Origin of the sequence: Lacinutrix sp. Hel_I_90, from assembly GCF_000934685.1 — a bacterium.
In the GTDB taxonomy this organism is placed as follows: domain Bacteria; phylum Bacteroidota; class Bacteroidia; order Flavobacteriales; family Flavobacteriaceae; genus Lacinutrix.
In genome coordinates this window covers 3,100,077-3,125,024 of the sequence record NZ_JYNQ01000001.1, presented here as the reverse complement: position 1 = coordinate 3,125,024, position 24,948 = coordinate 3,100,077, and the positions used below count along the sequence as shown (strand labels likewise).

Sequence of the window (24,948 nt, the reverse complement as noted above, 5' to 3'; positions counted from 1 at the left end):
TTGGCTTATACTTATTAAATGCTATACATCAATAACTAAAAACTCAAATTATGAAAATTAAATTAACACTAGTAACGGTCTTTTGTTTGCTCTTGTTTGCTTGTCCCTCATCAGATGATGATGCGCCTACACCAATAGAAATTACAGCAACCAACTATTTATTTGAAGCAGAAGTCACACAAGAGTTCTATGCTAAAACACTTGCAGATTTAGAACAAAATGACCCAAATAACACTGCTGGTATTCTAGAGGCTGACGCCAATTTGAACAGCTATAACGAGTTTCTAAACAACTTAATAGAAACCGTTGGTATTGGAGTATTACCACCTCCTCCACCTTGCCCAGATAGTATTGTCGGCGAATTATGCTTCCCTAATGAAGGATTTCTATTAATGCCTGCAGGCGTCAATGTAAGCTTTAGAATTTTGTCTGAGAATTCAGAAGAGCTCGCTGTAGTGAGTGGACAACCCCAAACGCTACCTAACAGTAACGGCGCCTTAAGCTATTATACTTACAGTTTTGAAGCTGGTATTAATGGGCCTATTCTATTAGAAATTACGCGCGTGGATGAAAATGCTACTTTAATCTATGCTATTCCTGCTGGTATAAGACCATAAAAATCAAATATTTGTATATTAGCCTTTAGATTTTCTAAAGGCTTTTTTATGAAAAAAACGCAGCTATTTTTTATTTTAACTTTTATCGCTTATTTTTCTAGTGCTCAAAAAAGCAATTTAAAATCACTAGAATTCTTGGAACAAAAAGCAGGAGAATTTGCCTGGACCAATAAAGATTCTGCCTATCACTATTTTAATAAAGTGAAAATTTTAGCCAAAGCTGAAAAAAATTGGACCGCTTTAGCCGAAAATTATATTAATACAATACGTAGTGCTGCATATCACTCAAGAAAGGAACTGGATTTAGAAACTATTAGTAAAAATTTAGATGAGTTAAACATGCTTTTTGTTCATCAAAACACTTTTTTTAGCACACATCCAGATTATCCATTCTATAAAAATTCCCTTTTAAATGATCGGGCTACTTACTATTTTCAGTTAGACGATTATGGCTTAGCTCAAGACACATTTGATGCACTTATAGAAAATATTTTAACTAACGGTCTTGAAACCATTCCTCCTCACAATATTGACTTACTTTCAAGTGCTTACATTTATAAAGCTAAAATGTACAGTGACGAAGGTAAATATGAATTATCCAAAGTCTATTTTGAACGTAATATAAGATTGCTTGAAGATCTAAAACCGAACGATAAAAAATCTTTATTCGCCAATTACAGTCTACTAGGCGAGCTCTACAAGCGCCAAGCTAATTACCAGGAATCCAACACGTACTTTATACCCTCCTTAAAATATAAATTACGAACTAACGGAAAGAAAAACGGTATCGTAACTGATGCCCAAAATATTTTTAGCAATCACATTAAACTAGAACAAATAGACAGTGCAACATTTTATTTAAAATTAATAAAAGAACATTTGAAAGATGGCGACACGTATGAGACAAGATATCATCAAGCAAAAGCAGAACTTTTTAAAGCCGAAGGAAATTATGAAGATGCGCTTACAGAACAGCAACTCGCTCTAAATCTTTATAAAGAAAAATGGACGACTAAAAAACACCTTGAAGTTGCACAAGCGCATAGAGCTATCGGACTTACTTTGTTAGAACTCAAGAAACCAGAAAAAGCATTACAAGCCTACAACCTAGCTATAGGTGAGCTTACAGATGCTAAAACTATTAATTCAACAGTAAATAAAACAGAATTACTTAAACTATACAATGACAAAACGGACATCCTTTTAAAGCTTAACAATAACAGTGAGACATTTGCAACTGCAACTCTCGCTATAACGTTATTAGACAGTCTAAAGCCTTCTTTTAAAACAGAAACAGACAAACTTTTTATAGTTGATCAAGCCTATCCTATTTTTGAAAACGGACTAAAAGCCGCGTACAATTTATACATAAAAACCCAAGACTTCAATTTAATTGATCAAGCGTTCTTTATCTCAGAGAAAAGTAAAAGCACTTTGTTACTAGAAGCTTTATTAAGTGCAAAAGTGACGACTTTTAAAACAGTTCCAGATTCGCTTTTAACCAAAGAAAAGCAACTAAAAACCAAAATAAACTTCATCGAAAAACAAATTGATAAATCTAAAACAGACACAAACGTTTTAATGGATAATTTGTTTAATGTCAAAAAAGAGTACAACGATATTGTTGAAACTATTGAAAAAAACTATAAATCATACTATGATTTAAAATACAATTCTAAAGTAGCCTCTATAGAGGATATGCAACTGTTTTTGGATAAAGACGAGGTACTCCTTTCCTATTTCTATGGAAAAGAGTCGCTTTTTGTAATTTCTGTTACGAAAACTGAAAAACATTTTACTCAGGTTAAACTAAATGAAACGATTGAAAATCTTGTTAAAGAAGTTTACATATTACTCAGTAACCCAAAATCTGATGTAAACATATTACATGACAAGACTTTTGAGCTTTACACACTAATTCTTGAGTCACATTTGAATTACAGTAATAAAAAAAACCTTATTGTTTTACCAGATGGTCTACTAAGCTATATTCCTTTTTCAGCATTAACCACAAATGAAAGCAACTCCAATTATTTGCTTGAAGATTATGCTATTTCTTATGCTAATTCTGCGACTTTACTACTTCAACTGCAAGAGCGTAAACAGAATAACAATGCTGTTTTAGCTTTTGCTCCCACTTTTAACAGTGGCAAGTTGTTAGCACTACCAAATAATAAAAAGGAAGCACAAAATGTTTTTTCACATTTTAGTGGTGAGCTCTATAGTGGTGCAGAGGCCACTCTGGAAAAATTCAACAAAAACAGTTCAAAATACAGTATTTTACATTTGGCAACACATGCCATTTTTGACGATGCTACGCCTGAATATTCATATTTGGCATTCGCTTATGATGACAATAATGAGCATTCGCTGTATGTGCGCGACCTCTATAACATAGAGCTCAATGCCGATTTAGTAACACTAAGCGCTTGCGAAAGTGGTATTGGTAAATTAAATCGTGGCGAAGGATTAATGAGCCTGGCACGTGGTTTCTATTTTAGTGGGGCGAATAGCATTACCAGTACACTTTGGAAGATTAACGATGCTTCTTCAACAAAACTAATGGATGCTTTTTACAAACAGTTGTCAGACAGGGAAACTAAAAGTCGTGCTTTACAACAAGCACAGCTAGACTTCATTAAAGTAAATAGAGAGAATGGTTTATCGCATCCCTATTATTGGTCTGCTTTTATAGTTTCTGGAAACACAGAACCCATACACACCCATTACTATTATTTACTAATTGGAGGTTTCGCTTTGCTATTGCTACTACTCTATTTTTATCTTAGAAGCCGAAAGACTTAGCGTAATTGATTGAGTAGCGTTTCTGCTTTAGATTTATTATAACCATAATTCTCAGTGAGCTTACTAAGTTGTTTTATGGCTTCAACTTTATCTTTCTCTTTTAAAGCAATCAATGCTAAATACCACTGAGATTCTCCCGAAAACTTTTCATTTTCAGAAACAATAGCCTTTAATAATGCTTTAGCTTTATCTGCTTTGCCCAGCTTTAAATACGCTTGTGCTATATAGAACTGGTGATATGCTTTTTTATGAGCAGTGTTAATCCTCTCAAAAGCCTTAACCGCATTTTCATAATCTCCAGCTTCATAGGCTACAAATGCTTTTCGTTCTGGCGAGTCCATAGAATCACTTCTTGTTATTGCATACTCGGTATTTGGATATTCTTGAAAATTAGCGGCGTATAAGTCGTTATAGTCTACTCCAAAAAAAGTGGTATATGCAAACCAACTTGACCCTAATAAAAACACCATTGAGGCTGCAATTTTCCAATTAAAAACTGAGACTTTCCTGGATTTGTCTTTTGCTTTAACAGTGCTTTCAAAGCCTTTTAGCTTTGTTTTTAAGCTTGCATTTGTTTCGTGTTTTATGGCGCGTTTTAAATTGCTTTCAAATTCAAATTCGGCATTAAATTCGGTATTCGTTTCTAAACGCTTATTAAACTCGAGCCTTTGTGCTTCGGTTAGCGTATTAGAAAAATAATGATATAATAAATCTTCGTTAGTCATTAGTAATTGCTATTTATTCGTTCTTTTAGGGTTTTTAGACAACGTGATTTTGCGCTTTTAATCACGTTTTCACTATTATAATTACCTTGCTCTAATATATCCTTAATGGTGAAACCACGATAATAAAAGAGATTCAATAATTCTTGACATTGCTTCCCTAAACTTGCAAAATGTGTTCGCAATAACTGTTGCTCGTGTGTTAAATCCTCAGTATCAATGTCGATGTTTTCCATAACATTCTCTTGATCTCTTACAATATCCATATTGTATTCTGACCTAATGGTTTTGTTATTTTTTTTCATCTTATCAAAAATTAAATACTTACCAATACTAAACAAATAAGTAGAAATACTACTTGTCATTGTTTCAATCTTTCCAGACATTATATTGTTATGAAAAGCAACATAGGCATCCTGGTAAACATCAATTACATCATCGTGAGGTAAATTATAACGCTTTGCAAAATTTAAAAACTTGTCTCTGTTGTCTTCATAAACTTTACGAAGTTTTTCTTCTGATCCTAGTTTTAGTTCCTCGAGCGTGATGTCTTCATTTGGGTTTGACATTTAATAGTGGGAGTTGATAAAAGGTTAACACTTGGTTAGCTAATTTAACTTTTTTTCAATAAAAACACTCAAATCTGTTAACCTTTTCAGATTGAATTTATTAAGAATTAAACTTTAAAACTTTAAATTATGAAGACATTACTTGGTAAGCCGCTTTTAAAACTTCTTTTACTCTTTATAGCTATTACTACATTTTCATGCTCAAGTGATGATAGTGCCGATAAAATTTTACCACCAGAAACATTAAACCTGACTTTTAATTTAAGAACCAATCAAGATCAAATGGGCGATTTTGCCTGTAAAACGATGATTGAATTTAATGGTGAAATTTGGGCTATTGGCGGTGATGATAGCTATACTGAAGGAAACGACTATTCAAGTGCGGTATGGAAAAGTAATGATGGCGTGGCATGGGTTTCGGTAGCGAGTAATTTAACTGGTGATCGCTGTGGTCATACTTTAACCGTATTTGACGGTAAACTTTGGCTTATTGGTGGTGAAAATACCGTTGGTGATTGGTATGGTGATATCTGGTGGACAACAGATGGCGCTAACTGGACTAATACTTTTGTAACCGCGCCTTTTGGAGCAGTGACCTATCATCAAACGCTGGCTTTTAATGGTAAAATGTATGTTATTGCCGGTTCTTTAATCACTGGAAATACTTTTGTACAGTCTACTGTAGATGGGAATATTTGGGTAGAAGAAACAAATAATGCCTTTTCTGGTCGTGTCAATCAAGGCGGTTTTGTTTTTGATGGTGCTATGTATGTTTTAGGCGGCGAAAATATTGCAGGTGAAAAACTCAATGAGATATGGAAAAGTACGAATGGAAGCGATTGGTCTTTGTTATCACAGAACGCTTCTATTTTTCCAGGTTTAAATTTACATACTGCAACTGTTTATAATAATAAGGTTTGGGTTATTGGTGGTCGTACCGCTACCTCTACATTCACAAACGCTATTTATGCCTCTTCAAATCTGGAAGACTGGTTAAGTTATGACGGCATAAACCCATTAGATCCTATTACAAAACATGCCACCCTTTTTTATGATGATGCCCTTTGGGTTTTTGGAGGATACATCGCTTCTGGAACAGCAACAGGAAAAATCTGGAGTATTACAGAAGATTAATGTTAACCTTTTATTCTTAAAAAACATAAACTAGAAATCACAAAAAAATTATAAACATGAACACCATAAAACACCATTGCAAATTACCTCATAAAAACAAAATATTTTCACATAACCCCATGACATTCATGCTTTTAATCTTAGGTCTTTCATTGACAGATATTTGCCTAGCTCAAACAAAAATCACCGATTCGTCAAAAGTAAAATCTGATAATTTTTTAGATATGGGAGCAGAAAGCATGACTCAAATGTTTGGTGAAAATTTAGATGGAAATGCTACAGGTAAAAAAACTGGCTTTTTAGAATTATTAGGTAAAATGGATTTAACAGAAGAACAAAAAGCAGACTATAAAAGTCAATATTATCTGCAAGCCAACACACTCACTCAGAAACAAAAAGATTCTTTAGCAAAAGCTATAGAGAGAAAAATACTTGAAGCGAAAAGCATAAAAGATTAATCAACTAAAAAATAATAGATCATGAAACATTTAAAAATAACACTAGTACTTCTAACACTATGCTTCAACAGTCACGCAGACGCACAAATTTTTAAGAAACTAGGTGAAAAAATCAGTAAAGTTGCTGAAAAAACCATTGAGAAAAAAAACGAGGAGAAAACAGAAAAGGACCCTAGCAAAGCTTCCGATTCTACCTTTAATAATTCAAAAGAAAATAAGAAAGAAAAAAATAATCCTTTTAATATTTCTGTTTCAAAGGCAGCTCCTGCCAGGAATTATAATTTCTCACATAAATATACAATGCAAATTCAAAGCGATAAAAGAACAACTGATATTAACTATTACTTAACCAATTCCGGCAATTACATCGCCTCAACTATTCCAGATAAAAAAGGAAGAACAGATGTTATAACAGTTATGGATTTGAGCCGAGAAACCATATTTATGTTTATGGAAAATAAAGGTGATAAAACCTTAATGTCTATGAATTTAAACTTAGAAGAGACAACAGAGGATGCTATAGAAGAGACCGATGTGAGTATAACACCCACGGGAAACAAAAAACCTATTCTTGGCTACAGTTGTGAAGAATTCAAAGTCGTTGGAAAAGATTTAAATGGCTCGGTTTGGGTAACACAAAATGCAGGTATAAGCTTTTCCAAATCCTTTTATAATATAAAAGCTAAAAAAGGCGCCAATCAATCCTGGATGAAAATGCTAAACGGTTTAACTATGGAAATGGATATGGTTGATACCTCGAAAAGAAAACCTCAACGTACCGTCATGACCTGTATAGCATTAGATAAAGTCACTCTAAATATTGACACTGATAACTATAAAAAACTGATGTAATGAAAATGCTATTAATCTGTTTGGCGACCGTTTTGTTATTCTCATGTAATGGGGAAAAAATAAAATCTACTGAAGCATCAGTGGCTACCATAACCACAACTGAAAGAGAAAATAAAAAGGACATTCAGTTATGCAAAATAAACGGTGAAGACTGGCAGTACACTACAGCTTCTGGAATCATTTTTACCGAAAAAAAGAGTACTGTTAAAAAAGCCCTTTTCACTTTTAAAAAAAAAATAGATAAAGGTAGTGAAGTTGTTCAAGTTGAATATAATCTAGAAAATAACACCCTTATTCGTGTATTGGTTAATATTAAAAGAAGCAACACAGAAGGCAATAAAATTAGTGCGCACTATGCAGCTACAGAACATTCCGCAGCAACAAATAAAAATATAGTATTGTCTGGCACTATCGCTATATCAGATTCAAATACAGCTAGTGGTACTGCCAATTTTAAAGTAGACAATCGCTACGAAAAAACAACATTAAAACACTCAGAAGACCTTCTAATCCATGTTTCTAATCTTCATTTTTCGGGTGTAGGCTATTCCGATATAGATAATACATTCGGTTACTAATTAAAAAAAACAACATGAAACCATTAAACAAAACTCTACTACTAATACTCCTTAGCATTTGTCTTTTTCACTGTAGCAAAAACGACGACGATGCCGCCGACAATAGCACTAACGGAGCTTCAAATCCATTACTCGGGCAATGGGAAATCACATCTGGCAGTTTTATTCATGACAGTGATAAATACATTTATTTTAATACCGATAACACGGCAAATATTTTAAGAGAAACTAGCGATAATTTTAAAGGAATTTATAGTCCAAATTATAGTATAACAAATAATCAAGTAACCATTGATGGCACTGGTGGACAAGGAAGCCCAGGTGTTTTTAGTTACACCATTACCGAAAATACAGCAACTCTTTCTAATGGTTCTTCCAGTAAAATACTACAAAAAATAGATAACGGTCCAAGTAGCTCTAGTTGGGTTGAAGAACTTAGTATTCTATTACAAGGTAATGCGCCTTGGGATGGTGAGGTAGACCTTGCATTTACCTATGATAAAACAGCCATTGTCTATGGTAAAACAACAGATGCAGACCATATAGGATTAATTGACCCCGACACATTTCTTGAAATTGGACAAATAGCGACCACTAATAGTGCTATTGCTGTTGAAATTGAAAAATATAATGCCCCAGAGCGGTATGTTTTTCAAAGTGATAATGGCTCAGATAACTTTCATGCCTATTATGAAAACAGTAATAATTTAGGCTTCGACTCAGTAGCTACAGGTGCATGGATTAAAGGGTTAGCTTCAGTAAATACCACTACGCTATGGGTAGCAAGCAGTAATGAGTCTAGTTTATATCTATATAATTATGCGCCATCACCAGATGTTATTGAGCAAACGATAGCCTTGGAGATTCAACCAGAAGGTTTAGACTATCAAAACGGGTTTTTGTATGTCTGTGATGGGCGGTTTGTTCACAAATGTCAGGTAACACCTAGTTTTCAGGTTATTTCTAGTTACAGAGTAAAAGACACCTCCATTAGCGGCATAGCCTTCGACGGTGTAAACTTTTGGATTAGCGGTTACAATTTTACTAACGAAAGTTACACCATTGTAAAAACCAGCCTCACCTTATAATTTTTTTTAAGATACAGGTTAACCTTTACATTAAAATACACATTAAACAACAAACAAGTATAAACACTATTAAACCAAACAATTATGACTCATTTAAAAACCATTTTAACATTAGTAATCACAACCCTTGCTTTTTCATCTTATGCTCAAGATGGCTTTACAGCAAAAACTAAAGGTAACTTTTTAGCTAATGGCACTATTGGTATTATTTCTACCAATGAAAAAGCAAAGTTTGATGGCAACACGATTGATGTTGGCAGTACTTTTCAAATTACAGCATCGCCAAAAGCAGGGTATTTTATTACCGATAATATCATTGCTGGATTGGAGCTTGAAGTAAGTACCAGTACTACAAAAGTTGAAGGCATGGATGGCAAAATAATCTCAGATGGTTTAGCCGTAGGTCCTTTTGCAAGATATATGTTTGATAACGGTTTATTTGCAGAAGCGACAGTAGGTTTTGGTTCTAACAAAACCAGTTCTATAATAGGAGATATCGAGTCTACCGTTTTTGCAGTTCGTGGGACCGCTGGTTATGCCTTTTTCTTTGGAGAGCATGTATCGGTTGAACCTGCTATTAATTATACCAATCAAAGTCAGAAACCTAAAGGCAGTTCTGGTGACGCTAAAACCATTTTAAACACTATTTTCTTTAGTATAGGCTTAACAGCTTATTTCTAAATGAAACATCAATTATAAAACATTCACCTAAACAGTGTTGTGCTAATCTATATAAGTAATTTGAAAAAAGCTAAACGTATTCTTTTTACCATCTATACCGGCTTGAAGCTCTAAATTTCCTGCATAAGGTGCGTCTTTTTTTATTGAATACAATTATAAGACTGCATTTAGACTCAAAAATTTAAAAAGGATGAAAACCATACCTGCTTATGATAATAAGCTACCAAATTGAGGCTTAGCTTGCCGTCAAGCTGTTAACCAAATGTTCTAATTAAAATTTGAATTAGTCTAAAAATAATGAATCCCTGCACTAGTCTAATGGGGAGTATTTCTCTTTTTAGTTAGATTGTTGAAGAGTCGAAGTCTAAAAGCTTCGGCTTTTTTTATTTACATATTAATCTTTAAAAGAACAAAAAAGTTAATAAAATTAAACACTCAGCATTAAAAACAAAGTTTTTAGGATTAGCACTCATAGTTACTTTTGGCTTTTCATGGTCCCTAAAAGCTGTTAAAGATGGTGCTCAAGAAACCAGTGGAGACGATGGGAATGCTATCCTAACTATAAAAACAGCACAATCCATTACTTGGAAGTCTGGTTCTTATTAAGGAGCCAATTCAAAAGTAATTAAAATCGATGACACAACTCTAAATCAAGAGATAATGGATAGCGCTATGGCCCACAAAAGATTAAGGCCTTCCTTTCCTGTAATACAAAATGATATAGCTAAAAAAATAATTTTGTAAGAAATAAAACACGCCGTGCTAACAGCATGTATAAAAAAAAAGTATTTTAGGTATACTAAATGGTGCTTACTTTGTTCGCTAGCTTAATGTTTTCCTTCGGATTAGGAAAATATTTATTTGCTAATCAAGTAATTTTAATACATGAATCGTTAACCTTTTTTAAAATTAAACATTAAAAAGTAAATTAATCACTTAAAATTAAAACAATGAAAAATTTAGTTATTAAAACGAAGTATTTAGTCTTAGCCTTATTAGTTGCTTTTAGCTTCTCATGTTCTCCAGAAGATGGTGAGCAAGGTCCTCAAGGTGAGCAAGGTAATGCTAATGTAACTTCTGTACTCTTAGAAAACCAAACGATTAATAATGGTAACACTGTATTTGTCATTCCAGAGCTTACACAAGACATTTATGACAATGGTATGGTCTATGCTTTTGTTACCGTAACAGGTAATGATTATTGGGAAGTGCTTCCTTTAAGTACTGGAGGCAGTATAATTTTAGAAATTGATCGTATTGAAGTTGGTCAAGTCACCTTAAAAGCCAATTTCACTCAAGCCAGTCTAAAGCTTCGTTTTGTTTTAGTTGCTGGTACTCCTGCAGGTAAAACAAGCATAAATATAAGTAACATGTCGTACGAGGAAGCGATGGACTATTTTGGATTAGAGTATTAACTTTATCTAAAATACTTTTAAAAACCGAAGACAAAACTCTTCGGTTTTTTTATTTTGTTTTTCTACTGAAATGCCTACTATTGCAATTCAAATTTCAACACTATTTTTAAGATGATTACACGTAAAAGCGCAAGCATTTCTAAATTTATAATTCATAAAGTTGGTAATAAACATAACGATACCAAAAATGCTTTTTCTGATAAAGAAGTGCATTTTGATGAAGCTAGTTATGAATTAATGCTTCCTTTTCTATTACGTCCCTTTGGAAGCGTCGTACAAAGTTTTCGTTTTAATCATCATGCTAATGTAGATCTAAATGAGATTAATGCTTATGCCAAGCAAATCTTTAATGAGGATGATGGGTTTGTAGAAGCTTCAAAAAACATTGTAAAACATTTATACGAGCAATCAGACTCCGCTCAAATTAAAACAGGAGATGTTTTGGTTGCTGTTTTTGAGGGTATTGAATACAAGGAGATGGTAACCAATGCTATTGGCATATTTAAAATTGAAAACAAAATCAATTTCTTTCAAACCTATTTAGAAGATAACAGTTACGATGTATTGGTCCAAAAAGGAATTAGTTCCAAAAAAGTAGACAAAGGGTGTTTGATTTTAAATCAAACCGATATGGAAGGCAATATTGTTTTAAGTGTTGATAATAATAGCTACGATGCACAATATTGGTTAGATAAATTTCTAAATATAAAATATGCTGATGATAGTAATAATCATACGCATAATTATATTGATCTCTGTAAAGAGTTTTCTACCGAAATTTTAAAACCAAGTTACGGTGAACAAGAACGCAATATCTTTTTAGCTAAGACTATTGACTATTTTAAAGAAAATGAAATTATAAATGTTGAGCGTTTTAAAGAAGAAGTCTTTGCTGAAGAAAAACACATTCAGCTTTTTGAAGATTTTAAAAAGGAATATGAAACGGGTGCCGATTTTGTTTTACGTAACCAATTTGATCTAGCTGAAGCTGTTGTTTCTAAAGAAAAGAAGAAAATAAAAACCGACATCAAACTCGATACACACATTCAAATTAAACTTGATATTGACGCGCCTGAAGCGGCTAGTGAACATTTAGAACGTGGTTATGACGAGGAAAAGAAAATGTATTATTATAAAGTGTTTTTTAATGCAGAAGGTTAAGCTACTTATAAACTTCCTGTATTTTTTAAGTACGCTTAATTATGCCATTAGGCTGTAAGAACGCTATAAAATATTTGGCTGAACAAAACGATTGTCTAATTTTACTATCTGTAATAGGCATTGGGTTCTTACGATTGGTTTTTTTAGAGGCTTTAACACAGTGGTATACGCCCAAAAAAAGACCTTGATTTTAAAATCATTAATACCCGAATAACCACTATCGTAAATAAATTATTAAAGCACTACTTAGTGTTAAAAAAGCAAATTACTTTACAAACTCTGCCTCAAAAAGTGTCGTAAAATGCTTCAGTAATTTTGCTTTTACTTCAGCTTCATCTACTTCTTTTTTACCTAATTCCACATTAAGCGAAGTCACCGCCTTACCACGAATACCACAGGGAATAATATTATCAAAATACCCCAAATTAGCATTAACGTTCAAAGCAAAACCATGCATGGTTACCCAACGACTGGCACGAACGCCCATAGCACAAATTTTTCTAGCAAATGGTGTTCCTACATCTAACCAAACCCCTGTTTCTCCTGGAGAACGCTCCGCTTTTAAACCATATTCATCAAGCGTAAGAATAATCATTTCCTCAAGAAAACGAAGATATTTATGAATGTCTGTAAAAAAATTGTCTAAATCTAAAATAGGATAACCCACGATTTGTCCCGGTCCATGATACGTAATATCGCCTCCTCTATTTATTTTATAGAAGGTTGCTCCTTTTTCGGTAAGTTGTTGTTCATCTAACAATAAATTAGAGACATCACCACTTTTACCTAAGGTGTACACATGCGGATGCGTTACAAACAAAAAATAGTTTTTGGTTTCTAAACCCGCGGCTTCTCTCTTGTTTTTAATTTTAGTATCTAAAATTCCTTTAAATAATTCCTCCTGATAATCCCAAGTATCTTTAAAATCTTTAGAGCCTAAATCTTGTAATGCAATCTGTTTATTCATAGACTACAAAATTACGATAAATAATAAAGAAAACTAAGTGTTAGTTCTTAGGATTGTTTAAGATTACTAAAGCCGCAATTACACCTGGAACCCAACCGCAAAGCCACAATAAAAAAGTGATAATAATAGAACCGCAGCCTTTATCTAAAACAGCTAAGGGCGGACAAATGATTGAAAGTAGGACTCTCCAGAAACTCATAATTTTAATTTTATTGATTGATGATGTGCACTAAAAGTAAAACACAAAAGAAGTGATTAAATTCGTTTGGTATAAATAGGACGCAAACTATTGCGTTTTGTTACAAAGCATTATCTTTGTGGCTTCAAATTTTTTACAGAAAACGTATTATGTCACAATTATCTGAGCAAGAGCTCGTACGAAGAGAAAAACTCGCGAAACTACGTGAGTTAGGTATTAACCCCTATCCAGCAGATTTATTTCCAGTATCTGAAACCTCTAAGCAGGTCAAACAGGACTTTAAAGAAGGGAAACAGGTGGTTATCGCTGGCCGATTAATGTCTCGACGTATTCAAGGTAACGCTAGTTTTGCTGAATTGCAAGATAGCGACGGTAGAATACAAGTTTATTTTAATAGAGATGAAATCTGTACGGGAGAAGATAAAAGCAAGTACAATAACATCTATAAGAAGCTTTTAGATATTGGCGATTTTATTGGGATTGAAGGGGAGTTATTTACCACTAAGGTTGGGGAAAAAACAGTCATGGTAAAAGACTTTAAACTCTTAAGCAAAGCCCTAAAACCCTTACCATTACCAAAAGTAGATGCCGAAGGTAATGCGCACGATGCTTTTGTAGATCCAGAAATGCGTTACAGACAGCGTTATGCTGATTTAGCGGTGAATCCGCACGTGAAAGAGGTTTTCGTAAAGCGTACTAAATTGTTTAATGCGATGCGTAATTTCTTTAATGACGCTGGATATTTCGAAGTAGAAACACCCATTTTACAACCCATCCCTGGCGGTGCGGCAGCACGTCCTTTTATGACGCATCACAACAGCTTAGATATGCCATTGTATATGCGAATTGCAAACGAGTTGTATCTCAAACGTTTAATCGTTGGTGGTTTTGATGGTGTCTATGAGTTTTCTAAAAACTTTAGAAATGAAGGTATGGACCGTACCCACAATCCAGAATTTACAGCCATGGAAATTTATGTAGCCTATAAAGACTACAATTGGATGATGGACTTTTGTGAGCGTCTTTTAGAACATTGTGCTCTAGCGGTAAATGGAACCTCTGAAGCTACTTTTGGTAAGCATAAAATAAACTTTAAAGCACCTTATAAGCGTATTACCATGGCAGACTCAATTAAAGAGTTTACTGGTTTTGATATTAACGGCAAGACAGAAGATGAAATTCGTAGCGCTGCAAAAGGCATGGGAATCGCTGTCGATGCAACAATGGGAAAAGGGAAGTTAATTGATGAAATCTTTGGCGAAAAATGCGAAGGGAATTACATCCAACCTACTTTTATTACAGACTACCCGAAAGAGATGAGTCCGTTATGTAAAGAACATCGTGAAAACCCTGAATTGACCGAGCGTTTTGAGTTGATGGTTTGCGGAAAAGAAATCGCAAATGCCTATTCAGAACTAAACGATCCTATAGACCAACGTGAGCGTTTTGAGCACCAATTAAAATTAGCTCAAAAAGGCGATGATGAAGCGACTGAATTTATCGATTACGATTTTTTACGTGCTTTAGAATATGGTATGCCACCAACCTCTGGTATGGGGATTGGTATGGATCGCTTAATCATGTTTTTAACTAATAACCAGTCCATTCAAGAAGTGCTATTCTTCCCGCAAATGCGCCCTGAGAAAAAGCAAGTTGAAATGAATGAAGAAGAAAAAGCAGTCTTTAACATTTTAAAGAAAACGACACCTATAGACCTAAACGACTTAAAAACACAATCTGGTTTAAGTAATAAAAAATGGGATAAAACCATAAAAGGTTTAACGAAGATTGGTGTTGCTAAAGTTAGCAAAACTGATGCTGGCTTATTTGTTGAATTGGTCTAATCGCTTTGTTATTTCCTACGAAAGCAGGAATCCTATAAAACTTAAGGAATTACAGAAATGTAGTTCCTTTTTTTTTTCACAGCACCTTTTATACTTCTGCTTGATTACCATAACCCCACTTCCTCTGATAACCAATCTTAATTAATGCCTAAAAACCAATATTAAAGGTGTCTGAGAACAAAATTAAAATAGTTTTAATTAATCTAAAACTTTATCAATTCCCTTTACATAGTCATCAAAAGCAATGAGATTATTGTGGTTTCCGCCATTAATAGTTATAAAATTAATTTGCCCCTCTTTTGCTTCCTTAGCCAATTTTTTACCTAATTTAAAGGGCACAACACTATCGTCTGTACCATGAAAAATAGTGATTGGACAGTCCACATTTTTAATAAAATCTTTAGAAGGAAAGGTATATTTCAACAAGGCTTTTATTGGAAAAATTGGAAAACGGTGTTTTGCAACATCAACAATACTGGAATAGGGGGTTTCTAAAATGAGCTGTTTTATTTTATTTTTTGAAGCAATATAAGTCGCCATTCCTGTACCTAATGAGCGACCATAAACCGTGATTTCTGATGGGTGATACTGTTTCAGTAAATAATTATAAAACAACTGTGCATCATCATAAAAGGTTTGTTCACTTAACTTCCCAGTGCTCTTTCCATAGCTACGATAATCCATAACCAATACATCATAGTTTTTGGCCACAAAAAATTCGCAGATTTTAGACCAACGGGATAAATCGCCGGCATTCCCATGGAAATATAAAATAACCCCATTGGGCTTTTTAGTTTTATAGTGAATGGCATTTAACGCCGCATTATCTTCGGTTTTAAGCATTAATTCCTCAAAATTATACTGCGAAGTAAATTCGTAGTCTGCTGCTAGCGTTGTTGGTAAAAAGAGTAGTTTTTCTTGAAACATGTAAAGGGATATTCCTATTAAAAGGTATAGTGCGAAACTAATTTTGACTGCTTTTTTAAGGCTTTGGTTTACTTTTTTTGCGTGAGTGTATGACATTAATACTTGTAGTTGATAAATCTATTGGTTCGTGTTTTGCATTTAAAATATCACGAATCATAGCGTGATACGATTCAAAATTATTTAGGTTTTTATGTCCACCCCCAATAACACTATGTAATTTGGTTAATTTTGGGTTTACTTTAGATAATTTAATACTGCTTTTAAAAGGAATCAACTTATCATTCGTACCATGAATAATATGAATGGGACATTGCACATATTTTAGCCATTTATAAGTAGGTAATGGATATTTTAGCAAAACAGACAGTGGCATAAAAGGCATATAACGGCCAGTTACTTTTGTTAAGCTGTAGTAGGGGGCATCTAAAATGAGCATTTTAGGATCATTGGTTGATGCTAGTTTTGTTGCAAAACCAGAACCTAATGAACGCCCGTAAATAATAATTCTATCTTCGGTTGTTTTCTCTTTTATCTTATTATAAACTTCCTGTAAATCTCTTTTAATAGCTTTTTGCGAACGCCTTCCCGTGCTTTTTCCAAAGCCACGATAATCGACCATGAGCACACTATAATTAAGTCTGGTAAAATCTACAGCAAATTTACCCCAACCCTTAATACTTTTAGAATTTCCTTTTAAATACAAAACCAAGCCTTTAGACTTTTCTTTTGGTTTGAATAACACGCCATTAATAATTGCGCCATCTCGGGTCTCGAGATTATATTCTTCGGTTTCCTGATTGTCGTACAAAAACTGAAAGTCTTTAGGAAGCTTTTCTGGCTTGAATAAAATATAATCCTGTAAATAATATAACGCAATACTAATGACAAAATATATGACTAATATAAGTATTAGCGTCTGTAACCAATAAGCCATAAGTTGTTGTTTAATACAACAAGATAGAAAAAAATAAATACTAAATGAATATGGAGTTGTTAAAGCCCATTTTAGGAGACTAAATACCCCTATTATTAAGCTATAAACATATTATAATAAGACACTTTGACTACAAAACCCCAAAATTTAGCAAGTGCTTATTAAATGGTTGCAGAAGCATTATAACAAAAAAATTAAGACGGTAAATTTAGAAATGTTGAAGACAAAAATTTATAATAGCTATTCTTTTTAGCGATGTTCCTACCCTGTTCTCGTGACACCCTTATTTTTCTTAATGTTCTAGACACGCTTACAATACCAAAAACAAATATGGATACGATAGCAATGCTTACAATATAGATTAACATGAGTAGGTTATTTAGACCGTAATAATATAACAAACTTCTGAATTACACAGCCTTGAACTAAAAAAACGCGAGGAATTTCGTTAAAATATTAAATTTATTCGATAAAACACATGTGTAGTCATCCACTGGAAACGCTAATATAAGTCGCTTGCAGTAAAACTTCGATAGCTCAAAACCCAATGGCATACTTTTGATTTTCTGTTTTCAAAAAACAATAAACAGCCTACTCCAGACCTAATACTGAAGCACCTTGCTCAAACACAACATCTACCGGAATACTAGCATCACTTAAACGCTCTAAATCCTTTTGAAGTTCTTCTGCAATGGCACCATAATTCACTACAAATTTTGAAACACCATCATAATCGCCATCACCTTGATAGGTTAAAATAACTTGTGATAGCATTTCCATAGCAGTCTGCATTTTTTCAAAATTTACGGTATAGGTCCCATCGTTATTTCTGGTAAATGCTCCCATTTGTTTAAAGAAATTAAAACGAATCATATTCGCCTTACCGTGTGCACTTGATGCTCCAAAACGAACCGATCTAAAAATACCAGCCATAAAAGTGACCATGTTATCTTTCAAATCATTAGTTAATTCTCCTTTTTTATTGAGTTGTTGCACCATGTATAATCCTAAAACATCGGCCTTACCTTCTTCTAAGGCACTAGCGTATTCTTTTAGTGCTGTTCTTACTGTTCCATTTCCGTTAATGGTATTCTTTATTCCTAAACCGTGTGCCACTTCATGAAACATCGTGTTTTCAAAAAAGGCATCAAAGGTAATGTGTTGACGCTGGCTTTCATCTATCAAAACCTGCGCTATCGGTACTAATATTTTATCAAATTTAGCCTGCATGGCATTTTTTAGCTGCAAGCGTCTTGTTCCTTTTTTAAGCTGAACCTCTTCGTCATTTGGTAAGTTAATAGCAATAGTTTTACTGCCTGCATTACAATCGCCAGCATAAAACACCACATCGTAGGCATTTAAATCACTATCTGTACCTGGCGTTTCTTTTTTGTATTCTGAATCAACCGGTAATCCCTTTTGAAGCTCTGGTAAAAAGCTACTGAATTTTTCTAATTTTTTACTCCAAGCCTGATCTTTAATTAACACATAACCTTCATGTGCTGCTTTGTTTCCAAACAATTGGTCTTCGTAAGTCTCTATTGGGCCTATAACAATATCCAAAGTGTTTGTTTTCATAGCCATCCAAGCAAAATCACTTTTCTGGTAGTTATCATCTAATACCGCTGCCGCTCTAAGTTCTAAATAGTTTTTAAGCCCTTCATCTTCAGCTAGTTTAGCTGCTTCTAATAATAACTCAGACACATGTTTAACTTCTACTTCAAATTTTTCGTGATATGGAATAGTAAATAATTTACCTTCGCTATCACGTCTCACAAAGTTGTAGAGACTCGATTTATTATCCATACGCGCTTTTTCAAACGCTTCTTTAGTCATGTCTTTTGGATAAAAGTTAGCGCCTTTTGGCTTTTCTCCTACGCCATCAACAAATGGTTTGTTATTGTCTAATCTGTCCCAAGGGCCATAATTTATTTTTACAAATTTCTTGGTGTCCTCATCTGCAATACTGTTAAGTAAAGCATCACAATCGCCATAGGCTTCATACCAAAACAAATCGTTCATTTTGTTCGCTGCTTCAATGAGAATAGGCAGCATTTGTTTTTCTTTTGCAGACAATACACTTAAATCACTAATTAGTTTTACGCTAACATATTTGTCTAAATTGGTTTGCATTTCAAATTTCGGTGTTTCAGTTACACTAGTTTCGGTTTCTTTAGCTTCTTCTTTACATGAGAAGATACAAACGAATACTAAAAGAGATATGGCTTTTTTCATTTTTGAAGCGTTAATTGATGGTTTTGGTAAAGTTAGGGATTTTGTATTAATTAAAAGTTGTCATAACCACCAAAAAAGCTAGGCTATAAAACATTCGTAAAGCTTGGGCTCACCTACGGTATTACTTTGTAGAGCACCCTAAAATGACTAAGTTTAGAAATCTAAAGGACGTAGGAAAGATAGAAAAAAACACTTGTTACGCAATAACAAAGACTGGGATTGACCTAAACGAACGGAGCAAAAAAGCATAAGTGTCTTTAAAAGCAACAAATTATATTTAGCACATTAAAATCTGTAACAAATTTAAAAATAAACGTCTATTAAGTAAATCAAACGAAGCGTGAATACAAAAATTTTAATGATTACAAGCGCCATTATTCTTGGAATAATGGGATTGGGACTAACCTTTCTACCTGAAGAAATCTCTGAAGTACTTGGAATGAAAACGAATCAAGTATCTTTACTGACCATACAAATATTGGGGGCAACCTATTTGGGATTTGCAATGTTGAATTGGATGACCAAAAACAATCTCATTGGTGGCATTTATAGCCGACCCTTGGTTATTGGAAATTTAGTTCATTTTTTGGTTAGCTCATTTGCGTTAATAAAAATGCTGCTGCATTTGGAAAATCACATTGAAATTATTGTTACTCTCACTATTGTTTATTTTATTTTAACTTTGGGTTTCGGATACGTATTTATGACCAACCCAAGCAAAATAGCTAAGACTGAATAAAAACGGTACACAAAACCTCGTGTATAAAAAAATGCTTTTTTTAATAAACACGTAGCTCCTTACATACCGCATATTTACAAACCGTTGAAAAATGACAATACGCTACAAAAAAAAGAAATTAAAAATAAACTTAATATTAGGATGGCTTTGGTTGGCTTTCGCCATAATTCAAATTTTTATTTTAGATTATGAAAAAGAAAGTTGGATTACATATGGGTGGTTGCTTATCTCAATAGCATACATCGGCCTGTATTTTTACCACTATTTCAATCAATATTTGACCATTGAAAACGGAATTATTAAGCAAAATTGGCCCTTTGGAAAGAAAATAAATTTAGCCGACATACGCAAAATTAGACATTTTGCGGGTGATTATATTGTGAAATCTGAAAAGTCCGAAATGACTATCTATCTTCAATTAATAGACGAAGCCTCGCTTTCAGATTTGAAAACTGAATTAAAAAAACTAAATGCAGAATGGTATTAAAAACCATTTGTGGAGAGTAAGTATCCGTATTGTTTGAACTGCTCTTACTTGTGAAATGCTCGCAAAGCCTTACTCTGGATTGTTTTCTTTGACTAATTTAAGGGAGACCATCCAACTCAGTGAATACAAACAAAACACCTACGCAAAAAAAACACAACGAATGAAAATGAGTTTGACCCAATATATTAAAAAAAGAAATGGTGTATCTGTTGGCAATTCAAGATCTTTAAGAAATAATCTATACCGTTCCTTAGGTTCTAAAGACTTCTCTACATTTTGGAATTATTGGAATCCTATTTTCGGATATTATTTGGGGAAACTAATATTTAAACCGCTTAAGAACATTTTTCCAGTTCAAATAGCACTGCTATTTACATTTATTTTTTGCGGACTCGTACATGATGCCGTAACCACTATTTTTCGTGGAAAACTATCCATTTTCTTTTCAATTTGGTTTTTATTCATGGGGTTAGCAGTTATAACAACTAGAATTCTTAAACACAATTTTTCAAATCAATCGTGGATAGCACGTGCCGTTATTAATTTGAGTATAATAAGCGCCTGTTTGCTATTGACTATTTATGTTAATCAATTTTTGACGATTAGGTTTTGAAAGAAATTTAGTTAAAAAACGTAAGGAATACCCGAATATAAACCCATAACACAACCAATTAATCTGCCCCCAAAAATATTTTAAACCACTAGTTTATATTAAGCAATTTCTTTAATTGCGCTATTCAAACACCAACTAAAATAAGATTACAAGGCGATACTTCAGCCCAATTGTACTAACTTTACAATTAATCTTAACTGCGCCATTAAATCATAAATCCATTTGAAAGAAAAACTCAAACAGCTCGAATTATTTCTAAAAAGTTCCAGTTTTGACCGAGGCATTCGCCTTGGCGTGGGTATTGTTGTGCCCTTTGCTGTGCTCCATTTTTTAGGGTATTTTGAATATGCACCAGCTGTTGTGATTGGTGCTTTTTTAAATGCGCCAGGTGATATTCCAGGGAGTTTTAAACGTAAGGTCAATGCCATTTTAGTTAGTATTGTATTAACGATGGTTATTACCGCTATCATTCTATTTTCTAAACCTTTTTTCCCACTTTTACTGGTGGCACTTGCAGTCATCTCCTTTATTGTATCGCTAATTTCGGTGTATGGCTTTAGAGCGTCTTTGGTATCCTTCTCTGGCCTGTTAGCCATGGTATTGGCATTTGCCATTCAAAAAGAAACACCAAATGACATTTGGGTTCAGGTGGTCTTAATGGGCATTGGTGGTCTTTGGTATTTGGTGGTGTCCTTTATTTTTCAAAAACTTACGCCTAAAAAAGACCAGAACCAACTATTGTCAGATACGCTTCTGCTTATTGGCGAATATCTAAAATTACGCGCCAAATTATTAACAAAGAAAACCAAGCGTGACAAACTCCTTAAACAAACCTTCGTCCTTCAAAATCAAATCAACGATAAGCACGAAACTCTTCGAGAAACATTACTTACCGAACGTAAACGCTCAGGACGTTCTCGCTATGAAGAAAAGCAACTGCTTATTTTCATTTCCTCTATAAATATCTTTGAATTGATAGAAGCAAAACATTTGGATTATAAAATGCTCGATGAGATTTTTGGTCAACGAAAAGAATTCCTCAAAGCATCCAAAAGGTTGAACAAAATCATGGGTAATCATCTCATCCGCTTGTCGGAATTATTGATTCAAAAAGATAACATACCAAATAAAAACAAACTCTTAAACGCACTATCCAAAACCAACGAATCGATCACCAATTACATTGACACCGTCAAATTACCAGAAGCGCGTGAAGGCGCTTTAGTTTTAAAAAACCTATACGATTACCAAGAGCAACTGCTTCAAGAAATTAGAGCGATTAGGCGGGCTATGGCAAACGTTAAAGAGGCCTCCAAAATATCCTTAAAAAGACAAGATTCAAGTCAGTTTTTAACCCTTCAGGAATACAGACTGAATGTTCTTATTCAAAATTTCAGTTTAAATTCCACAATGTTTAGGCATGCCCTACGCTTTACTATTTCAATACTGTTTGCTTACTTGTTAGGCTATTTTTTGGACATCCAAAACACTTATTGGATTCTGCTCACCATCATTGTTATTATGCGGCCTAGCTATGGGCTAACTAAAGTGCGCTCCAAAGATCGAATTATCGGTACACTCATTGGTGCTGCGGTTGCAGTTGGGATTGTACTAATAACTCAAAATGTAGTCGTCTATTCGATTTTAGCCCTTGTTTCATTGATTTTAGCATTTGCATTGATCCAGCAGAATTATAAGTCTGCCGCTGCATTAATTACCATTAGTATCGTCTTTGTTTATTCATTAATCAATCCTGACGCCTTTGAAGTCATTCAATATCGCGTTATCGACACCATGATTGGATGTGCTATCGCTGTCGTTGCCAATTACGTCCTATTTCCAAGCTGGGAAGCTAATAATTTAACCAAGGTGCTTCTGAACGCTTTGAAAATGAATAAAAAATATCTTTTAGCAACACAAGCGCTGTATCAAGAACCTTCTAAACAAAAACTCTCTTATAATGTAGCAAGGAAAGAGGCATTTCTTGCTATAAGTAATTTAAACGCTTCCTTCCAACGATTAACTCAAGACCCAAAATCGAAGCAGAAAGAATTTCAACTCATTTATGAAATTGTAACGCTTAACCAGACCATGATTTCTGCCATTGCGTCCATTGGTAATTTTATCGTTAATCATAAAACCACGCCTGCTTCAAAAGAGTTTAATGTTCTTATCAAAAAAATTTCCAATACGCTACAGCTATCGTTCGATAGTTTAGACCATAAACAAACCCACAAAAAAGTCACTGAAGAAACCGCTCAAGATGCACAAGAGACCTTGTTAGACAAATACCAGCAATTATCAAAATTACGCGATAAAAACATCAAACAGGGCAACACTGCATTAGATACCGAAACGCTTCATGGGCTTCAGGAAGCCTATTTGATTTCCAATCACATGAGTTGGTTAAAATCCTTGTCGGAAAACCTAAAAAAGGCGACTGAACGCTACCGTTCCTCTCTCGTAGATGAGCAATAGGCTTTTTAATAGTTGCCTTCACTAGGCTTATGCTGATTGAAAATACTATTGTCAGAAACTTATAACATTATTCACTAAATTAGGGACTTAAAAGCACAACACCACTAGGCAACTATAAGAATGAAGAAAGCAATACTACTACTCGTGTTTTTATTTATATCATCTAGCATTAGCTCACAAGAAGACATGAAAAAGGTACCACTAAAGCCGGGCGCTATTCAAACCATAACTTATAAGGATTTAACTATTAGCACTTTGCTTCAAGTATATGATAAAAACTCATCAAATCACGTGAGTGGCGACATGCACCTTAGGGTTGAAAATAATGGTGAACCCATAGTCGATTTTTATATTGATACTGATCAAACCACAAAAGAATATCCTACCAAAGCGTATAAAAATTACTTTTTAACTTTTACCATTGAAAACAACATCAAGTATCTAATCATAACACAAGCACAATTTGGCAAAGCATTTGCGCTTTTACACAACAGCAATGTGGTACTAGGTGAAAAAGTGGATGCTGTAGAAATTGAATTTACAGATTATATACAAGAATGGGGATACGACGCGCCACCTGAAGCTGAAAACAGGAACTATTTTACTGCTGTAAATTATAATTTGTCGGTCACAATAAAAGAGGTTACTACGAGTTACAGTTTTTATAGTTATGAACTTGAAGACCATTATTCTATTGACCTAGGAAGCCATAACCTTTTAGTTCTATCTGATGCACCTCGAGACTCCTCTTGCATAATTGAGATGATTCTTAACAAAAAAGAATAAAAACAAATAATAGCATAAGTTTAAGTGCAGCCCATACTATATTCCAGAATTGGACCTACTCAAAAAGAAAGAAATCACGAGCTTACTTACTCCTTCAAATATGCTGACTCTGCTATAGGTATGTCATTTATAAACACATCTTGTAAAACAGCTTTACCCTCTTTTATAAAAACTAAAGCGTAAACATTATTCGGTAATGAGTCACGTTGTGCTTTTCTAAAAGCTAGCTCTGCTGGTTTCGCTTTGCTTTCTTCCATATAAAAACGATTAAAAGGCAACTGGAAATTCACTTTTTTAACATAGTCATCATACCAATTTACTTCTGCTATAACATAATCATTTTCTATAGCTAAAGGTGTTTTACTTACTTTAACCAACTCCGCAAAACCCAAGCTATCTTCTTCTATGTATACATAAATAGCTTCGTTTCGCTTCCATATTGAATCGTTTGTGGTTATAGAATTTATATCGTATTGCAAGGTGATGTATTTACCTCTGTAAGGGTCGCTTGGATCCACAGGTGCTGTTTTAAACTTATAGGCTTTTCCTGTATTTAAAACGTTTTCTTCTCCAAAAATCATGTGCACTGGCACAAATAATTGTGTTATTGCAAGGGCTACAAATAACATAAACAGGTATATCAATTTCATTTTTTTCAT

23 protein-coding genes are annotated in these 24,948 nt (G+C 33.9%); 15 read left to right on the top strand and 8 right to left on the bottom strand.

The window, feature by feature from the left end:
- Positions 1 to 50 precede the first annotated feature (50 nt).
- Positions 51 to 617: a hypothetical protein gene (locus GQ46_RS13765; RefSeq protein ID WP_044403174.1), complete on the top strand. Its 567-nt coding sequence runs from the start codon at positions 51 to 53 to the stop codon at positions 615 to 617.
- Positions 618 to 665: 48 nt separating this feature from the next.
- Positions 666 to 3,422: a CHAT domain-containing protein gene (locus GQ46_RS13760; protein WP_052503488.1), complete on the top strand. Its 2,757-nt coding sequence runs from the start codon at positions 666 to 668 to the stop codon at positions 3,420 to 3,422.
- Here the strand turns inward: GQ46_RS13760 and GQ46_RS13755 are convergent.
- Entirely contained in the window at positions 3,419 to 4,147 is a 729-nt protein-coding gene (locus GQ46_RS13755) for a tol-pal system YbgF family protein (RefSeq protein WP_044403171.1), read from the bottom strand. The genes GQ46_RS13760 and GQ46_RS13755 overlap by 4 nt on opposite strands.
- A complete protein-coding gene (locus GQ46_RS13750; protein WP_044403168.1) occupies positions 4,147 to 4,713 on the bottom strand; it encodes an RNA polymerase sigma factor in 567 nt (188 codons plus the stop codon). Before GQ46_RS13750 ends, GQ46_RS13755 begins: the two co-directional genes overlap by 1 nt.
- Before the next feature lie 129 nt (positions 4,714 to 4,842).
- Between GQ46_RS13750 and GQ46_RS13745 the strand changes: the two genes are divergently transcribed.
- From GQ46_RS13745 to GQ46_RS13710, 8 genes are all read left to right on the top strand, one after another.
- A complete protein-coding gene (locus GQ46_RS13745) occupies positions 4,843 to 5,847 on the top strand; it encodes a hypothetical protein (protein WP_044403165.1) in 1,005 nt (334 codons plus the stop codon).
- 56 nt (positions 5,848 to 5,903) lie between these two features.
- Positions 5,904 to 6,305 (top strand): hypothetical protein, encoded by a 402-nt coding sequence (locus GQ46_RS13740; protein ID WP_156133212.1) that lies wholly within the window; start codon positions 5,904 to 5,906, stop codon positions 6,303 to 6,305.
- 21 nt (positions 6,306 to 6,326) lie between these two features.
- Positions 6,327 to 7,157, top strand: a complete 831-nt coding sequence (locus GQ46_RS13735; RefSeq protein WP_044403159.1) for a DUF4412 domain-containing protein — start codon at positions 6,327 to 6,329, stop codon at positions 7,155 to 7,157.
- Positions 7,157 to 7,735 (top strand): hypothetical protein, encoded by a 579-nt coding sequence (locus GQ46_RS13730; protein WP_044403156.1) that lies wholly within the window; start codon positions 7,157 to 7,159, stop codon positions 7,733 to 7,735. Before GQ46_RS13735 ends, GQ46_RS13730 begins: the two co-directional genes overlap by 1 nt.
- A 14-nt stretch (positions 7,736 to 7,749) precedes the next feature.
- Positions 7,750 to 8,823 carry a hypothetical protein gene (locus GQ46_RS13725; RefSeq protein ID WP_044403154.1) on the top strand — a complete coding sequence of 358 codons (1,074 nt, stop codon included), beginning with the start codon at positions 7,750 to 7,752 and terminating at the stop codon, positions 8,821 to 8,823.
- An 84-nt stretch (positions 8,824 to 8,907) separates the two neighbouring features.
- The gene (locus GQ46_RS13720) at positions 8,908 to 9,504 is read left to right on the top strand and encodes an autotransporter domain-containing protein (protein WP_044403151.1); all 597 of its coding nucleotides are present in this window, start codon (positions 8,908 to 8,910) and stop codon (positions 9,502 to 9,504) included.
- A 950-nt stretch (positions 9,505 to 10,454) separates the two neighbouring features.
- A complete protein-coding gene (locus GQ46_RS13715; protein ID WP_044403148.1) occupies positions 10,455 to 10,919 on the top strand; it encodes a hypothetical protein in 465 nt (154 codons plus the stop codon).
- A gap of 111 nt (positions 10,920 to 11,030) precedes the next feature.
- The gene (locus tag GQ46_RS13710) at positions 11,031 to 12,080 is read left to right on the top strand and encodes a nucleoid-associated protein (protein WP_044403145.1); all 1,050 of its coding nucleotides are present in this window, start codon (positions 11,031 to 11,033) and stop codon (positions 12,078 to 12,080) included.
- Positions 12,081 to 12,345: 265 nt separating this feature from the next.
- Here GQ46_RS13710 and lipB read toward each other — a convergent pair whose 3' ends face one another.
- Together lipB and GQ46_RS17470 are read right to left on the bottom strand one after the other, a co-directional pair.
- A complete protein-coding gene (gene lipB, locus GQ46_RS13705) occupies positions 12,346 to 13,047 on the bottom strand; it encodes a lipoyl(octanoyl) transferase LipB (protein ID WP_044403142.1) in 702 nt (233 codons plus the stop codon).
- A gap of 40 nt (positions 13,048 to 13,087) precedes the next feature.
- Positions 13,088 to 13,246 carry a YqaE/Pmp3 family membrane protein gene (locus tag GQ46_RS17470; RefSeq protein ID WP_082041766.1) on the bottom strand — a complete coding sequence of 53 codons (159 nt, stop codon included), beginning with the start codon at positions 13,244 to 13,246 and terminating at the stop codon, positions 13,088 to 13,090.
- A gap of 149 nt (positions 13,247 to 13,395) precedes the next feature.
- Here GQ46_RS17470 and lysS point away from each other — a divergent pair, with 149 nt between their 5' ends.
- Entirely contained in the window at positions 13,396 to 15,090 is a 1,695-nt protein-coding gene (gene lysS, locus GQ46_RS13700; protein ID WP_044403138.1) for a lysine--tRNA ligase, read from the top strand.
- A gap of 198 nt (positions 15,091 to 15,288) precedes the next feature.
- Here the strand turns inward: lysS and GQ46_RS13695 are convergent, their stop codons facing one another.
- From GQ46_RS13695 to GQ46_RS13685, 3 genes are all read right to left on the bottom strand, one after another.
- Positions 15,289 to 16,017, bottom strand: coding sequence for an alpha/beta hydrolase (locus GQ46_RS13695; RefSeq protein ID WP_231567358.1), 729 nt, complete (start codon positions 16,015 to 16,017; stop codon positions 15,289 to 15,291).
- A gap of 55 nt (positions 16,018 to 16,072) precedes the next feature.
- The gene (locus GQ46_RS13690; protein WP_044403129.1) at positions 16,073 to 16,951 is read right to left on the bottom strand and encodes an alpha/beta hydrolase; all 879 of its coding nucleotides are present in this window, start codon (positions 16,949 to 16,951) and stop codon (positions 16,073 to 16,075) included.
- Positions 16,952 to 17,542: 591 nt separating this feature from the next.
- On the bottom strand, positions 17,543 to 19,186 hold the full coding sequence (locus tag GQ46_RS13685) for a Zn-dependent hydrolase (RefSeq protein WP_044403126.1): 1,644 nt from the start codon (positions 19,184 to 19,186) through the stop codon (positions 17,543 to 17,545).
- A 340-nt stretch (positions 19,187 to 19,526) separates the two neighbouring features.
- Between GQ46_RS13685 and GQ46_RS13680 the strand changes: the two genes are divergently transcribed.
- The 4 genes from GQ46_RS13680 (at position 19,527) to GQ46_RS13660 (ending at position 24,289) form a co-directional block, all read left to right on the top strand.
- Positions 19,527 to 19,925: a hypothetical protein gene (locus tag GQ46_RS13680; protein WP_044403123.1), complete on the top strand. Its 399-nt coding sequence runs from the start codon at positions 19,527 to 19,529 to the stop codon at positions 19,923 to 19,925.
- 91 nt (positions 19,926 to 20,016) lie between these two features.
- The gene (locus GQ46_RS13675) at positions 20,017 to 20,412 is read left to right on the top strand and encodes a hypothetical protein (RefSeq protein ID WP_044403118.1); all 396 of its coding nucleotides are present in this window, start codon (positions 20,017 to 20,019) and stop codon (positions 20,410 to 20,412) included.
- A gap of 835 nt (positions 20,413 to 21,247) precedes the next feature.
- Positions 21,248 to 23,503 carry an FUSC family membrane protein gene (locus GQ46_RS13665; RefSeq protein ID WP_044403116.1) on the top strand — a complete coding sequence of 752 codons (2,256 nt, stop codon included), beginning with the start codon at positions 21,248 to 21,250 and terminating at the stop codon, positions 23,501 to 23,503.
- A 120-nt stretch (positions 23,504 to 23,623) separates the two neighbouring features.
- On the top strand, positions 23,624 to 24,289 hold the full coding sequence (locus GQ46_RS13660) for a hypothetical protein (RefSeq protein ID WP_156133210.1): 666 nt from the start codon (positions 23,624 to 23,626) through the stop codon (positions 24,287 to 24,289).
- A gap of 86 nt (positions 24,290 to 24,375) precedes the next feature.
- On the opposite strand, the gene GQ46_RS17225 is transcribed toward GQ46_RS13660, so the two are convergent.
- A complete protein-coding gene (locus GQ46_RS17225) occupies positions 24,376 to 24,939 on the bottom strand; it encodes a GDYXXLXY domain-containing protein (RefSeq protein ID WP_197077361.1) in 564 nt (187 codons plus the stop codon).
- Positions 24,940 to 24,948: the final 9 nt, after the last annotated feature.

What these genes read in the sequence shown, in the direction of transcription:
- lipB (WP_044403142.1), bottom strand. Translation starts at nt 13,047, where the DNA reads ATGAATAAACAGATTGCATTACAAGATTTAGGCTCTAAAGATTTTAAA.
- GQ46_RS13725 (WP_044403154.1), top strand. Translation starts at nt 7,750, where the DNA reads ATGAAACCATTAAACAAAACTCTACTACTAATACTCCTTAGCATTTGT.
- GQ46_RS13685 (WP_044403126.1), bottom strand. Translation starts at nt 19,186, where the DNA reads ATGAAAAAAGCCATATCTCTTTTAGTATTCGTTTGTATCTTCTCATGT.
- GQ46_RS13755 (WP_044403171.1), bottom strand. Translation starts at nt 4,147, where the DNA reads ATGACTAACGAAGATTTATTATATCATTATTTTTCTAATACGCTAACC.
- GQ46_RS13740 (WP_156133212.1), top strand. Translation starts at nt 5,904, where the DNA reads ATGAACACCATAAAACACCATTGCAAATTACCTCATAAAAACAAAATA.
- lysS (WP_044403138.1), top strand. Translation starts at nt 13,396, where the DNA reads ATGTCACAATTATCTGAGCAAGAGCTCGTACGAAGAGAAAAACTCGCG.
- GQ46_RS13660 (WP_156133210.1), top strand. Translation starts at nt 23,624, where the DNA reads ATGAAGAAAGCAATACTACTACTCGTGTTTTTATTTATATCATCTAGC.
- GQ46_RS13765 (WP_044403174.1), top strand. Translation starts at nt 51, where the DNA reads ATGAAAATTAAATTAACACTAGTAACGGTCTTTTGTTTGCTCTTGTTT.
- GQ46_RS13735 (WP_044403159.1), top strand. Translation starts at nt 6,327, where the DNA reads ATGAAACATTTAAAAATAACACTAGTACTTCTAACACTATGCTTCAAC.
- GQ46_RS13730 (WP_044403156.1), top strand. Translation starts at nt 7,157, where the DNA reads ATGAAAATGCTATTAATCTGTTTGGCGACCGTTTTGTTATTCTCATGT.
- GQ46_RS13715 (WP_044403148.1), top strand. Translation starts at nt 10,455, where the DNA reads ATGAAAAATTTAGTTATTAAAACGAAGTATTTAGTCTTAGCCTTATTA.
- GQ46_RS13760 (WP_052503488.1), top strand. Translation starts at nt 666, where the DNA reads ATGAAAAAAACGCAGCTATTTTTTATTTTAACTTTTATCGCTTATTTT.
- GQ46_RS13695 (WP_231567358.1), bottom strand. Translation starts at nt 16,017, where the DNA reads ATGTTTCAAGAAAAACTACTCTTTTTACCAACAACGCTAGCAGCAGAC.
- GQ46_RS17470 (WP_082041766.1), bottom strand. Translation starts at nt 13,246, where the DNA reads ATGAGTTTCTGGAGAGTCCTACTTTCAATCATTTGTCCGCCCTTAGCT.
- GQ46_RS13720 (WP_044403151.1), top strand. Translation starts at nt 8,908, where the DNA reads ATGACTCATTTAAAAACCATTTTAACATTAGTAATCACAACCCTTGCT.
- GQ46_RS13675 (WP_044403118.1), top strand. Translation starts at nt 20,017, where the DNA reads ATGACAATACGCTACAAAAAAAAGAAATTAAAAATAAACTTAATATTA.
- GQ46_RS13745 (WP_044403165.1), top strand. Translation starts at nt 4,843, where the DNA reads ATGAAGACATTACTTGGTAAGCCGCTTTTAAAACTTCTTTTACTCTTT.
- GQ46_RS13690 (WP_044403129.1), bottom strand. Translation starts at nt 16,951, where the DNA reads ATGGCTTATTGGTTACAGACGCTAATACTTATATTAGTCATATATTTT.
- GQ46_RS17225 (WP_197077361.1), bottom strand. Translation starts at nt 24,939, where the DNA reads ATGAAATTGATATACCTGTTTATGTTATTTGTAGCCCTTGCAATAACA.
- GQ46_RS13710 (WP_044403145.1), top strand. Translation starts at nt 11,031, where the DNA reads ATGATTACACGTAAAAGCGCAAGCATTTCTAAATTTATAATTCATAAA.
- GQ46_RS13750 (WP_044403168.1), bottom strand. Translation starts at nt 4,713, where the DNA reads ATGTCAAACCCAAATGAAGACATCACGCTCGAGGAACTAAAACTAGGA.